The organism is Metabacillus dongyingensis (assembly GCF_019933155.2).
Lineage (GTDB): Bacteria > Bacillota > Bacilli > Bacillales > Bacillaceae > Bacillus_P > Bacillus_P dongyingensis.
In genome coordinates, this window is record NZ_CP082944.1 from 2872581 (window position 1) to 2886081 (window position 13501).

11 protein-coding genes are annotated in these 13501 nt (G+C 38.9%); 3 read left to right on the forward strand and 8 right to left on the reverse strand.

Going from position 1 to position 13501, the window contains the following annotated elements:
* Positions 1-26 precede the first annotated feature (26 nt).
* From K8L98_RS14260 to blaOXA, 3 genes are all read right to left on the reverse strand, one after another.
* A complete protein-coding gene (locus tag K8L98_RS14260) occupies positions 27-1187 on the reverse strand; it encodes an MFS transporter (protein ID WP_223443441.1) in 1161 nt (386 codons plus the stop codon).
* Between the two features lie 988 nt (positions 1188-2175).
* Complete coding sequence (locus K8L98_RS14265) at positions 2176-3699, reverse strand: LysM peptidoglycan-binding domain-containing protein (protein WP_223435620.1); 1524 nt, start codon at positions 3697-3699, stop codon at positions 2176-2178.
* Positions 3700-3866: 167 nt separating this feature from the next.
* Positions 3867-4652 carry a class D beta-lactamase gene (blaOXA, locus tag K8L98_RS14270; protein ID WP_223435622.1) on the reverse strand — a complete coding sequence of 262 codons (786 nt, stop codon included), beginning with the start codon at positions 4650-4652 and terminating at the stop codon, positions 3867-3869.
* 193 nt (positions 4653-4845) lie between these two features.
* Between blaOXA and K8L98_RS14275 the strand changes: the two genes are divergently transcribed.
* Complete coding sequence (locus tag K8L98_RS14275) at positions 4846-6228, forward strand: aminotransferase-like domain-containing protein (RefSeq protein ID WP_223435624.1); 1383 nt, start codon at positions 4846-4848, stop codon at positions 6226-6228.
* A 524-nt stretch (positions 6229-6752) separates the two neighbouring features.
* Positions 6753-8078, forward strand: coding sequence for a short-chain fatty acid transporter (locus tag K8L98_RS14280; protein ID WP_223435626.1), 1326 nt, complete (start codon positions 6753-6755; stop codon positions 8076-8078).
* A 296-nt stretch (positions 8079-8374) separates the two neighbouring features.
* Here K8L98_RS14280 and K8L98_RS14285 read toward each other — a convergent pair whose 3' ends face one another.
* Positions 8375-9904 carry an alpha/beta hydrolase gene (locus tag K8L98_RS14285; RefSeq protein WP_223435627.1) on the reverse strand — a complete coding sequence of 510 codons (1530 nt, stop codon included), beginning with the start codon at positions 9902-9904 and terminating at the stop codon, positions 8375-8377.
* A gap of 247 nt (positions 9905-10151) precedes the next feature.
* Between K8L98_RS14285 and K8L98_RS14290 the strand changes: the two genes are divergently transcribed.
* Complete coding sequence (locus tag K8L98_RS14290) at positions 10152-10364, forward strand: hypothetical protein (protein WP_223435630.1); 213 nt, start codon at positions 10152-10154, stop codon at positions 10362-10364.
* 286 nt (positions 10365-10650) lie between these two features.
* Here K8L98_RS14290 and K8L98_RS14295 read toward each other — a convergent pair whose 3' ends face one another.
* The 4 genes from K8L98_RS14295 to K8L98_RS14310 all read right to left on the reverse strand — a co-directional run bounded on the left by K8L98_RS14295 (position 10651) and on the right by K8L98_RS14310 (position 13492).
* Entirely contained in the window at positions 10651-10944 is a 294-nt protein-coding gene (locus K8L98_RS14295) for a DUF3817 domain-containing protein (RefSeq protein WP_223435632.1), read from the reverse strand.
* A 108-nt stretch (positions 10945-11052) separates the two neighbouring features.
* Positions 11053-11235 (reverse strand): hypothetical protein, encoded by a 183-nt coding sequence (locus tag K8L98_RS14300; protein WP_223435634.1) that lies wholly within the window; start codon positions 11233-11235, stop codon positions 11053-11055.
* Entirely contained in the window at positions 11228-11749 is a 522-nt protein-coding gene (locus K8L98_RS14305) for a DinB family protein (RefSeq protein ID WP_223435635.1), read from the reverse strand. Before K8L98_RS14305 ends, K8L98_RS14300 begins: the two co-directional genes overlap by 8 nt.
* A gap of 114 nt (positions 11750-11863) precedes the next feature.
* Entirely contained in the window at positions 11864-13492 is a 1629-nt protein-coding gene (locus tag K8L98_RS14310) for an MDR family MFS transporter (protein ID WP_223435636.1), read from the reverse strand.
* Between the last annotated feature and the right edge of the window lie 9 nt (positions 13493-13501).

A 13501-nucleotide genomic window follows, 5' to 3' on the forward strand; every position in this document is an offset into this window, starting at 1 on the left:
TGACTGAGTCAGGTGCTTTCTTCTATTTAATAAGTAGACGCGGCTGTCTGTTTTTTTTGTACCCTTCTGCTCTTTCCTTCTAAAAGTGTAAGAATCATAGGTACGATCAGAAAAATGCTTGAAATTTGAAAGAGAACCGCTGTTTCAAGAAATTGAGCCAGCAAGCCAAAAACGATTCCGCTTAAACCGATTCCAAAATCAATCGCAGAGAAAAACATCCCATTTGCCACACCCCTGCGGTTATCCGGTGTTTTTGAAAGCGTCCATGACTGCAGTGTCGGAAGCAGCGAACCGAATCCTATTCCAAATAAAATGCCCGCAATGGCAATTCCTACATTGGTGTGAGAGAAAGAAAGAGCCCACATACCGGCAAAGGTCAGAGAGCTGCAGACAACGATAAGCCCCTTAGGCCCTCTTTCGTCAAACCACTTTCCTGCAATTGGTCTTGAAATAGAAGCCATAACTGCATTAAACAGATAGAAAATGAAAATCTGGTCAATTCCGCGCTCTTCACCGAAAATGACAATAAATGTCACAACAGAACCATATCCGAATGTTGCAATCATCGTAATAAGAGCTGGATACCAGCTTGTTTTTTCAACAAGGGAACCAAGGTATGAAAATTTCAGATCTTCTTTTTTGGTCAGTCTGACCGATTCAGGCGTGTAGTAACGAACAGCTGCTAAAAGAACAATCGCAATGATTCCAAGAGCACAGGATATATAGATCAAATTGTTAAAAGTTGTAACCCCAAATAAAAAGATGCCAAGACTTGGTGCAATAATCATGCCAAGTGTTACGGAAAGACCAAAATACCCCATGCCTTCTCCAAGACGGGATTTTGGTATCACATCCACGGCTGCCGTCCCGTTTACTGTGGTTGAAAAACCCCAGGCAAGACCATGGATGAACCTGAACATCAAGAAAATAAGAATCACATTTGAAATCGGGTAAAAAATTGTAATCGCAAGAAGCGCAACTGCTCCAATCAAAACAAGCGGCTTGCGGGATTTATATTCAAGCATATATCCGATAAACGGACGGCTCAAAACCGCTCCAATTGAAAATAAAGCCGTAACTAATCCAATCTCAAGCCCAGAAGCTCCTAAAGATTTAATATAAGGCGGAAGTGTGGGAATCAGCATTTGAAACGACATAAAAATAAATAAGTTGCCAAGCATAAGCATAATAAACGATTTGGTCCAAAGAGGTGCTTTCTTTAATTGATTCACTGTATCTCTCCTAAGTTAACTGAATACCATAAATTTATTTCGGATTACTAAATAATATCACAATCAATGAAGGTATGAAATTATAAAGTTTTATTATTAATTCTGGTTATTTATACCAAATAAATGAATTTTTGACTTTTTAGGGAGAAAGAATCGAATAAAATACGGTTTTTCATAGGTAAAGATGATTTGGAGGAACTTTTGGATCCTCATAGTTTGCTTTTGAGTACTCTCATTCATCTTTTTCAAGTTTTTGGGTACTTATAGCTAGCCTTTGAGTACTCTTATTCTTCTGTTTCAAGGTTTTAGGTACTCATTGCTTGCCTTTGAGTACTCTCATTCATCTTTTTCAAGGTTTTAGGGAATCATAGCTTGTCTTTGAGTACCCAAATTCAACTTCTCCTGGATTTTGAGGAATCATAGTATGCCTTTGACTCCTCTCTTTTATCTGCTCTGCAGTTTTGGGTACTCATTGCTTGCCTTTGAGTACTCTTATTCTTCTTTTTCAAGGTTTTGGGTACTCATAATCTGCCTTTGAGTACTCTCATTCATCTTTTTCAAGGTTTTGGGTACTCATTGCTTGCTTTGAGTACTCTTATTCTTCTTTTTCAAGGTTTTAGGCACTCATATCTTGCCTTTGAGTACTCTCATTCCTCTTTTTCAAGGTTTTGGGTACTCATAGTCTGCTTTTGATTCCTCTCATTCACCTGATCATGTATTTTGGATACTCATAGCGCGCTTTTGATTCCTCTCATTCACCTGATCATGGATTTTGGATACTCATAGCGCTCCTTTGAGTCCTCAAACTCGCCTGATCATGAATTTTGAGTCCTCATAGCGCTCCTTTGTTCCTCAACAACAAAAAAACGGATACCAATTGCTGTGCAATTTGGTACCCGTTTCCCTTTGTGATTTTTTTCTCTGCCGCGTTATTTATCTATCATTAATTAAAATGATAAACATCCCATATATCCGAAGTTTCTGAGCCGATATACCAGGCGGCAGCTCCGCCTAAATGATTTTCTTTCATCATCTTCATCCGCAGCTCAATTGATTTCTTGTCTTCTATCCACAGCTGATGTTTTTCACCTTTTTCAGTGAATTGAACAAAGTATTGTGAAGCCTTCGGATCCCATACCTTCTTAAGTCCTTTAGAGGAAATGATCCGATTGACTTCTGACATCGAGCGGTCGATGCTTCTCAATTTGTTAGAAGATAGGTCTGTCACCCATTCTCTCGTATAAAACGGCACAGCGAGAATGATTTTATGTGAGGGAACATCTTTCATTAGAAGCTTAATGCCTTCTTCAACCCAAGGCAGGGAAGCAACAGAACCAGCTTTCGGTCCCCCTCCCCAATGCTCATCGTATCCCATCATAATCACATAATCGGCTAATTTGCCAAGTTCTTTGCGGTCTAAGCTTCCTGACCAAAACGGGTCAGCGCTTGTTCTTGTCACATCGACAGATACGATGATTCCATGAGGCTTCAGGGCTGTTTTTAATTCCCGGATAAACGATACGTAATCCTGTTTGTTTTTTATATCAATGTTTTCGAAATCAACATTAATTCCATCACTTTTGCTTTTGATTAATGCAGTCTGAAGCGCAGAAATTAGTTTTTGTCTTTTATGCGGATTGCTTATGATCAAGTCTGTCAGAACTGGATCAAAGTTGTTGCCAAGAAGCGGCCAAACCTTTTTTCCTGCATCATGTGCTGCCTCTGTATAGGCAGGATCCGTTTTAACTGTAACACCTGAATTCGATTGAGATAATGTAAACCAGCGCGGTGAGACAACATTTAAATTTGGTTTATTTTTCATCTGCTGAATGTAAGTATCTGAAGTTCCATTAAAACTCCAGCCCATGACAACACGTTTGCTTGTTTTTACTTGCAGGTGCGATTTTTTGACCCACCCTTTTTTGCCGCCAAGCAGCTGAACTTCATAATAATACACAGGAATTTTTAATTTTTGGCCTATTTTAAGCTGAGTTGTCTTCAAAGCATTCAGCTTGGTAACATCATCGATTGTTACTCCATATTTGTTTGTGATTTTCCAAAGTGTATCACTAGATGTTACTTGATGAACTTGAACGGACTGAGGAATTTTAATAGTTTGACCGAGCGAAATCTTCTCATTTTTTAATCCATTGAGCCTTTTCAGTTCTTGAACGGATGTACCATATTGATTAGCTAGTTTCCATAGTGTATTTCCGCTTGTAACTTTATGTGTAATAGCATCGGCAGAATCTCCCGCTGCTGATTGAATAAGAGGATATTCCTCACCTTTTTGAAGAACAGCCGTCACAGCCGAGCTCAATTTTGGAGAAGAATAAACATTGACGCTGCTTCCTTTTACAGAACCAATTTGCAGAGTATTTGACTCAGCTTTGCCTATAAGAGGCATTTGATTTAATATCAGGAATAAAACTAGTAAACTGCTTAAAACCTTTCTCACTGCGTTCATCTTCCTTCTGTAATCTTTTAACATATAAAAGTAATCATACTCCCCGAGGTTATGAAATGAATAGTGGGATTTAGTGGGGATTTTTCATCAGGAATCGGAGTCATTTCTAAATGGGCATTTCCAATAAAAAAAGACCTCATGTTCTGAGATCTTGTTTCCTTTTAATCTTATTTATTAATTATATTTAACTGTTTCAATACCTCTATCGTGATATTCTTTGCCTCGGATCCGCTTCCGTCTAAATTTGCCGCAAAAACCCATTCCGCTTTTTCTGTTTCGGCGTATCCAACATACCAGCCGAGCCCAAGGTCAGAAAGGCGAGTACCCGTTTTGCCATGCAGAACATATGAATCCGCTTCTTCATTTATCATGATTCTTTTAACTGTTCTCATTTGCTGCTTATCAAAAGGAAGTGTCTCTTCAACAAGATTTTCAAAAAAACCGATTTGTTCTTGTGCAGAGATTTTCAAACTGCTGTCAAGCCAGAAACGATCGATCCCTCCGCCTATGTCACGATTTCCATAGTTCAGTAAATCAATATTTTCCTGCATCGCATCAGATCCAATATCTCTTGCCATCGATTGATAGTACCAAATGACAGAAAACCTCATACCAGAAGCTAAGGTATGATCCCTGTTCCAATCTTCAATTTCCCTGATTGTTCCATCCCATCGCTTCACTTCATATTCATCTTTGACCGCACCTGTTTTTAACCCAATTAACGCATTTGGCACTTTGAAAGTCGATTCAGGTGTCAGGCGCTCGTTGCTTCTCTTTTTGTTGTAAACATAAATTTTATCTGTTTTCAGATTTTTAACCACAATGGTTCCTTGTTTTCCTTTAAACAGCTCGGCCACCTGCAGGTTCTCTGGTTTTGGCGATTCAGCACTTACGGGTAAACCCGTCAAGCAGACTAATAAGATACTGAGTAAAAACATCATCATTTTCTTCATTTTTGCATTCTCCTTTTTAAAGTATTTAATTTAAAGCAAAGCTTGCCAAACGGCATTTCCACCTTCTTTCGCTGCTTTTCTTTACTGATGAGAAGCACCAGGATTTATTGATTTCAAGTATACTTATCCTTAACAGGAACCGAAATCCCATTTTTCTTGCTCTGTACCCGTACAGATTTAGGAGGAGAAGCTGATGACAAAGAAAAAATACGAAGAGGTTATGATGGAAATTGCACGTCGTGCAGCGGCTGGAGTATTAAAGCCAGGGAGCAGACTTCCTTCAATAAGAGCTTTATCTGAAGAACTATCCTGCAGTAAGAATACAATTATCAAAGCTTATCAGGAAATGGAACTGAATCATCAAATCTATTCAGTCAAAAAGAGCGGTTATTACCTCGTAGAAGACTATCAATTTCAGAAAAAAGAGTCTTCACAAAACAGAAAGATAGATTTTTTATCAGCTGGACCGGACAAAGAAGCCATGCCTTACTTGGACTTTAAGCATTGCATAAATCAGGCAATCGATCGCTACAGAGAAGACATGTTCTCCTATTCAGAGCTTCAGGGCCTGTATTCCCTCCGCAAACAGCTTGCCAGGCATTTGCAGGATCTTCAGGTATTTACTGTGCCTGAACGGATTGCTGCCGTAACTGGCTCACAGCAAGCCCTTCATCTACTTGTCTCTCTTCCATTTCCTAATGGAAAGAGTAAAATATGTGCAGAACAGCCGACGCATCCAGGATTTATTGAATCGCTTAAGACACAAAAAGCGGATGCTGTTGGCATTGAAATTCAAAAAAACGGCATTGATCTGGATCGTTTAGAGGAAATCTTCAAATATGAAAACATTAAATTCTTTTATACCGTCTCACGCTTTCATAATCCAACCGGATACAGCTACACAAACGCAGAAAAGAAAAAAATCGTTGAACTTGCCCAAAAATACGACGTATACATAGTCGAAGATGATTACATGGGTGACCTTGATCTAAAGATGAAGCAGGATCCAATGTTTGCTTATGACCCCTCAGGAAGAGTCATATACACGAAAAGCTTTTCAAAAACGCTGCTGCCAGGGCTCAGACTTGGTTTAATCGTCATGCCTGAAGCGATTAAAGCAGAATTTTTGCAGGTAAAGTTCGCTGCTGATGTTCACACCCCTGTTCTCACACAGGGCGCACTTGAAATTTACTTGAAAAACGGAATGTTCGATGCACACATCTCAAAAATCAGACAGACTTACCATAAAAAAGGAAAGCTGCTGCAGAAGGCCTACTCGGAATTCTTGCCTTCTGATGCAGTTTATACAGGTTCTTCATCAGGATTTTACTCAACTATTCACTTGCCTCCTCCTTTACTAGCACAGCAGCTGATTAGATTATTAGAGAAAGAAAATGTCTTTTTAGATAATGCCGAGAGAATGTATCTCCCTGCATATAAACAGGAAAATGTCCTGAGACTCAGTGTTTCACAAGTGGAAGATGAGTTAATTGCAAAAGGAATTCAAAAAATTGCCGCCGGAATTCAGACGATGATACTAGAAAAGAAAAAGATTCTGACCTGGTCATTTAAATAAGAAGGGAACCGGTGATCCGGCTCCCAAAAGTTCATGATTTTCGTCAAATTTCATTTTGAAAGGAAAGCATACTCTTTTTTATATCTGATTAAAAGGGCCCGTTATTTTCGGGTGAAATACAAGCGTTGTTTGTTCATTCAGCTTTTTTCTTATACCAGTCATGGAGTAACCCATTTTTTCGCAGAGATAACAATTGCGTTCTTCCTCCAATATTTTGACTATTACCCAACTGGCTGCTTGAGGGAACATCTTTTCAACCATCTTTATTGTTCTCTGAGCGATTCCCTTTCCTTGAAAATCAGACAGACTAAACATTGTGATGTTTCCGCTTTCCAGCATATAAATATTGCCCAACCTATCCTCATGAAACTCATTAAACTTATCACCCAAAAAAACTTATAAATGCAGGAAAATGTAAAATTTTATCGAAATTTTAAAAATATAAGAAAAATGAAATAATTCTTATAAAATACAAGATAAGATTTTAAAGAATACAGTTCATCAATAAAATAGGGGGAAATAATATGAAAATCCTGATCTCTTTTTCGAACAGATTGATGCAGAGGTATATGCCTGATCCTTTTTTATTAGTTATTTTGCTCACCTTTTTTGTTTGCGGCCTTGCACTTATTTTTACAAGTAGTACACCTGTGCAAATTATTGAATATTGGGGCGGCGGGTTTTGGAGTTTATTAGCTTTTTCAATGCAAATGGTTTTAATTATCGTAACAGGTCATGTAATGGCAAGCAGTCCATTTTTTAAAAAACTATTAGGAACCTTAGCCAATTTGCCAAAAACTCCGGGACAAGCCATTATACTAGTTACGGTTGTAGCGCTTGCAGCTTGCTGGATAAATTGGGGATTCGGATTAATCATCGGAGCTTTGTTTGCAAAAGAGATTGCTGCAAAAGTAGAGGGTGTCGACTATCGTTTATTGATAGCAAGTGCTTATAGCGGTTTTATCATATGGAGCGGCGGGCTTTCTGGATCTGTTGCCCTGACCATTGCAACTCCTGGTCATTTTACTGAACATCTCATTGGAGTTGTTCCTACAAGCGAAACGATTTTTTCTGTTTTTAATTTAGTTATTCTGTCGGGCCTTTTTATTTTAGTGCCTATTATTAACCGATTGATGGTGCCGCCAAAAGATAAAGCGTTTGTCATTGATCCAGCTTTGTTAGAAGACAAAGAATTTTTCGAAGCAGCCAGTGAAGAACAAACTGTTCTGTCCCCAGCTGATCGATTAGAAAATAGCCAAATCCTTTCATTGCTTATTGGATTGTTGGGTATCGCCTTTTTAGTCTATTACTTTGTCAAAAATGGTTTTGCTCTCAATCTTGATATCGTTAATTTTTTATTTCTCTTCATCGGCATCATCTTGCATAAAACACCAAGACAATTTTTGAAAGCGGTAACAGACTCAGTGAAAAGTGCAAGCGGCATTATTATTCAATTTCCATTTTACGCTGGGTTAATGGGGATTGTCTCTGCATCAGGCTTAGCTGGAGTATTATCTAATGCGTTCATATCGATATCAAATGAACACACATTTCACTTATTCACCTTATGGAGTGCAGGATTAGTTAACTTCTTTGTGCCATCTGGCGGCGGACAATGGGCTGTTCAAGCTCCAGTCATGCTGGAAGCCGCTCAGAATTTGGATGTTTCTTTACCGAAAACGGCAATGGCGGTAGCTTGGGGGGATGCCTGGACGAATATGATCCAGCCCTTCTATGCCCTTCCTGCCCTGGCAATCGCAGGGTTAAAAGCAAAAGACATCATGGGCTATGGTCTGGTTATCATGTTAATTACAGGGGTGTTTATTTCTGCCGTGTTTCTGTTTTTATAGAATTTAATTGGATTTGGTTGTTTTACATGTTATGAAATGCTGTCATTAATGTACAGGAGAGGGATATTTACTTCCTCTCCTCTTCTGATGGGTAAGAATCCAGCAAGAAGCTTTACGATAAAGTGACACTTGATTCAGCGGGTTTTCTCTTTTTAACTTTGGAGTATCAGTAAGGCCAATGGACTTTAAATAGGTAAAGATAAAGACAAAACAAAAATCCCATATTAAGAGTTTAATACAGGATTTGATGGCATTAAATATAATCTATAACTATGTTCCTGTTTCAGATTCTTATATTACCTTGGCTCAACCTCTTTTCCTGTTTTAAGATCGATAACCTTCGTTGTATCATCAGGAACAGGAATTGTCTTGCTTCCAGGTGCCTTCTCGCCATTCTCTACCCAATCTACCAATAAATCAAATGACTGATGGGCATAAGGGAGCAAAGGCTGAAGTTTTTTGTCCGAGTCCGTTGCAGAATTCCATACTAGACTGTCAACATGATTTCCATTTTCAATCGAATACATGCGGTGAAGCTTTTCCTTGCCTGCTTTTTTTACAAGTTTTTCATAGCCCCTGGCGTGAATATCAGGGAAAATCAAGGCATCCAATGTTCCTGTAAAACTGATCAGCGGAACGTCTATGTCACCCGTATTAGCAATTTCTTTTATGTTCTCTTTAACCCTTTTCGGACGGCTTTGATACTTGTAACCTTCAAAAATATAATCGTAGCTTCTGTCCCTGACTCCATTAATAAAGTTCAAGTAGTTTCTCCACGGAATGCTGTCCGGGGCATTTGGATCAAAATGGTCACGGTAGATGTTCGCTGTAATAAACCAATAAACCTGATCATGGTATGACCACAATTTTTCCGATCCTTTTGGGATGCCCGCTTTATACATTTCTTTTATAGCTTTTTCTTTTTCTATTCCAGTGCCGTAAATAGCAGCTTCAGCATGATTAACGACTGCTGTGAGAGAAGAAATTAAGTTTGGCTGCTTTTCCGTCCATAGAACACCTTCCCAATCTACACCTCCATCAAACAGACGGTTTTCTTTTTTCTGGCGGCCGTCATGCTCCAGAGCATACCTCACGACATATCCCCCATTTGAGATCCCCATTGCATAAGTTGGAACACTGTGATTCTTTCTCACTAAATGATGAGCTGGATTTGATTTATCTTTTGGAGAAATCAGCTGCTCTTGATAATGTTCCGCTAAATACGATTGAGCGGCTTTCGTGATTTGTCTGAAACGCTTATGCCATTCTGCGACGCTATCATCTTCAGCAGCCAGGGCGTTCTTCGCTTTTGCAAATGGGTCACTAGGATCCGTCTCTCCTTGTGTTCCCTTGTCAATTGCTGCAAACGCATACCCTTTTTCAAGAACAAAATCACTGAACAATAAGTCGGTAGACGTTTCATTTCGAGTAGCAGGAATACCAGCCACTACAAGTTTCCCATTCCACTTATCAGGGACACGTATCACAAACTGAGCGTCTTCAAAAGCGCCATTTATCTGAGTACCGCTGATGGCTGCGGGTTTATTGATCTTGTACCAGCCTGTCCCATCATTTACACTCCCCCAATTGACAGGAGCAAGACCAATGTTTCCAAACAATGCTGCATTTTGAAATTGAAGAGGATTTTTCGTTGTTAAGTAATTTCCGTTCACTCCATCAAAATAAGTTTCAACTACATTCTGCGCACCAGGTATAAGAAGACTCTGCAGCTGAGAGGTTTCTGCATTTACAGCATGGTGAGGGATTGGCAGCACCGATGTAAGCATGGCTGCCGATAAAGTAAACGCCATCATTTCTTTTTTCAAAAAAACACTCCCTTTATTAGAATTTTCTGCAAACTAAACATTTCTAGTTTACTCTTTTAGGAAATGATAGACATGGTACAAAAGATAGAACTGAATAAATAGGATAAATAGTCTATAGTCCTATCAATTATTGTTGGTATAGCAGAATCATACGATTTTACAAAAAATTTTCTATTATTAATATAATAGTAATTAGAGGAATTTCTCCATTTATGTCGAAAATAAATAGGATAAAGGGGCTGACCCAATGAATAAGGATAAATTATTAAAAAAAATGCATCACGCCAGCCGTGGCAATTTGTTTTCGATTGAGGTTCAAAAGGCTACGAAGGAAGATGAAAGGCAGATTGACCAATTTGTTTCAGAATTAGAAAGAGAAGGAAAAATAAAATTAAGAGAAGTTGTTCAGCGCGAATATTCCGTTTATTTACATGGAATTGTTAAGTATGCATCCGAATAATCGGATGCATTTTTTCATTTCTAAACTGCGAATGCAGTTTTCACCAGACCGCCCTCTCTGATGAAATCATTCAAGAAACTCTTTTCCTGCATCGTTATGGTAAATAAGAAAAGATTCGCAGTGTGAATTTAGTTTGGACCTTATCCATTCAATTTTTAAGAAACTCCCCTCCTCCTTCCAACCAGGTGCAATGATATCACTTGAGATAAAAAGGAGTGCAAGATGAAACTGAAAAAAGCATAAAAAAATAACCTTTTCGCAAAGGTCATTTGTACATTTCATTTTCTTATAAATTTGCTTTTTTAAGTCTCGCATCCAGAATCATGTTGCCAAACGGAATAAACGCTACAGCGACTGCACTGAATACCCAGGTGAAGGACCATCTGATTTTATACGTAGTATAGGCAATGATCAGCAAATACGTGATAAAGAAAAAGCCATGAAGTGATCCCACAATTGTTACGGCCATAGGGATTCCTGCCAGATGTTTTAAAGGCATGGCAATAAAAAGAAGAATCAGCAAAGACGCTCCTTCGATGAATCCCATGAGCCTAAAGCGGCCAATTGGTGATTGAAGCATAGGTGAACCTCCAGTACACTTTTTTCTATTATTATAGGATATGAATGCCCTAAAAACTACTTTTGCTGAGCAGACGTCATAGAATGTTCATTTCTATATGTATGTCCACTAAGAGGTTTTATTCTTTTGATTTAGCTGGATTGAGATTGACATGTAAAGAACTGCAATAAAACCAATGACTCCAAAGATGATTGCCATAACATAAGGCAAAGTAAATTCGAAATGATAAATGCCGGGAATTAAGCTGAACCCTACCAAAATAACGAGCAGCCAATGTTCGTATTTATTCAATGCTGCCGTCCTTTCTCTTTTCATAAAGATAAATCACATAATCCAAAGATACACCTGGCACACCCTGCTGCCTAAGCATTGCTGTGATGTTCCCGCGGTGATAGGTTCCGTGGTTTGCTACATGCTGGATCAATTCAAAAACATTTGTCTCTAATTTTCCATACATCGGGTGTTCAATAGTAAATGCTCTTTCTGCATCTCTATTGTCTTTTAAAAATAATTCGTATTCATTCGCAAGCTTTGCAAACATTCTCTCTAATTCTTCCATACTCCTATTCTCTGTTTCTTTTTGAGCCTCGCCAAGATAAGCCATTATTCGTTCAAAAGAATCCCGCTTGATTACTTTCAGCCAAAGGGCATCCGTAAGATACATGTGAACCATGACATGGGACAGAGACGGAAATACACTTTCTATTTCATTTGTATACAATTCCTTCGGCAGTTCCTTCAATCGGCTAAACACTCTGATATTAGACCACTTGTGAAAATCGTACAGCTGAATTGCATTTGTCATGAAGCTCATCCCTTTCCTATATATGAATTCTCCCCTTTCAATTATAGCTTATTTTGGAAAAAATTTCATTTATAATCAAAAAAACCAAGGCACGAAATGCACCTTGGTTTACCGTTAATTTTCGTTGCTCTGTAATTTTCCAGTTTTAATGGTATTTTCTTTTTTTACTGATGGCTGATCCTTCGCACTTCTAAGCGGAACTTCTTTAATAAAGAATGTTAAGAGAATTGCGACGGCCATCGTAATAGTTACAAAGATGAAAACACCCGATAATGCATAGCTCAGAGAATCCTGAAGATTGTGAATGACATTATCAAAGAAAGGAATCGCCTCTTGCGGCAATGTATTTTTAAGCCCGTCAAGTTTTTCATGGTCCAGCAGAAGCTGAGGATTTTGAAGAGATTCCAATTTGCCGGCAAGTTCTGGTGAAGCGGCCATTTGATTGGTGTCTCCAGTTTGACTCATAGACGCCATTTTATCCTGCATACGTGAGTTGAGCAAGGTTCCCATGATGGCAACCCCAACCGTACCGCCTACTGATCTGAAAAGCTGTGACGAAGCAGTTGCTACACCGAGCAGCTTTTGATCAACCGCATTTTGTACCGTTAAGGTAAAGACCGTCATGCCAATTCCTATGCCAAATCCTACTAAAGTTAAATAAAACACCAATAGGTATTGAGACGTTTCTACAGTCATGGTAGAAAGCAAGTAAAGACCGATGGCAGAAATAAAAAGACCGATAATGGCCTGCATCTTATATTTTCCTGTTTTCGAAATAATCTGGCCGCCAAGAGCACTGGCAAAAACTAATCCAAGAGTCATCGACATCGTCAGAAAGCTGGAATGTGTAGCTGAATAGCCAAGGACTCCCTGAATGAAGTATGGCACGTACATGACGCCTCCGAACATGGAAACTCCGATGACAAAACCGATTATATTTGAAATCGTAAAAATACTGTTTTTAAATAAGTCCAATGGCAAGATCGGACTCACCGCTTTTCTTTCAACAAAGACAAAAATGATCAGAGACAGCACTAAAGCTCCAAATAAAGATAAAATCTGAACAGAATCCCAGTCATATTTTGTTCCTGCCCATGAAAAAGCCAGTAATGCCGTTGTGATCGCTGCTGATAAAAAGACGGATCCAAGATAGTCGACTTTCTCACCAGCTTTTTTAACTGTTGAAGGGAAAAGCTTCCAAATTAGAACGAGAGCTACTATACCAAGCGGCAAGAACACCCAGAAGACCCATTTCCACTCAAGGTTATCAACAATATAACCCCCAAGTGTTGGACCAAACACACTTGAAATTCCAAAGACTGCACTCATGGCACCCTGCCATTTTCCCCGTTCACGCGGCGCGAAAAGATCTCCTACAGCCGTAAAAGCTGTAGACATAATCATCCCTGCACCAAATCCCTGAATTCCGCGGTAGATAATCAACTGAAAAATGTTCATTGATGTTCCGGCTAAAAATGCACCGATTGAAAAGATAATGATACCAATAATGATAAACGGCTTTCTTCCATAAATATCAGACAGCTTACCGACAAGGATCGTTGTGATCGCACTTGTCAGCATGTAAATCGTAAATACCCAGCTGTAATAGTCCAGTCCGCCTAGATCCGAAATAATCTTCGGCAAAGCATTCCCGACGATCGTTTGATTGACCGCGGCGAAAAACATCGCTGCAATAATTGCAATCATAATCGTGATTTTTTCTTTATGACTTAAATGTTCCATTATTCCACC

Coding starts and splice junctions, on each gene's coding strand:
- K8L98_RS14260 (WP_223443441.1), bottom strand. CDS start 1,187: ATGCTTATGCTTGGCAACTTATTTATTTTTATGTCGTTTCAAATGCTG.
- K8L98_RS14295 (WP_223435632.1), bottom strand. CDS start 10,944: ATGCTTCAATCACCAATTGGCCGCTTTAGGCTCATGGGATTCATCGAA.
- K8L98_RS14265 (WP_223435620.1), bottom strand. CDS start 3,699: ATGAACGCAGTGAGAAAGGTTTTAAGCAGTTTACTAGTTTTATTCCTG.
- K8L98_RS14290 (WP_223435630.1), top strand. CDS start 10,152: ATGAATAAGGATAAATTATTAAAAAAAATGCATCACGCCAGCCGTGGC.
- K8L98_RS14280 (WP_223435626.1), top strand. CDS start 6,753: ATGAAAATCCTGATCTCTTTTTCGAACAGATTGATGCAGAGGTATATG.
- K8L98_RS14310 (WP_223435636.1), bottom strand. CDS start 13,492: ATGGAACATTTAAGTCATAAAGAAAAAATCACGATTATGATTGCAATT.
- K8L98_RS14305 (WP_223435635.1), bottom strand. CDS start 11,749: ATGACAAATGCAATTCAGCTGTACGATTTTCACAAGTGGTCTAATATC.
- K8L98_RS14275 (WP_223435624.1), top strand. CDS start 4,846: ATGACAAAGAAAAAATACGAAGAGGTTATGATGGAAATTGCACGTCGT.
- blaOXA (WP_223435622.1), bottom strand. CDS start 4,652: ATGAAGAAAATGATGATGTTTTTACTCAGTATCTTATTAGTCTGCTTG.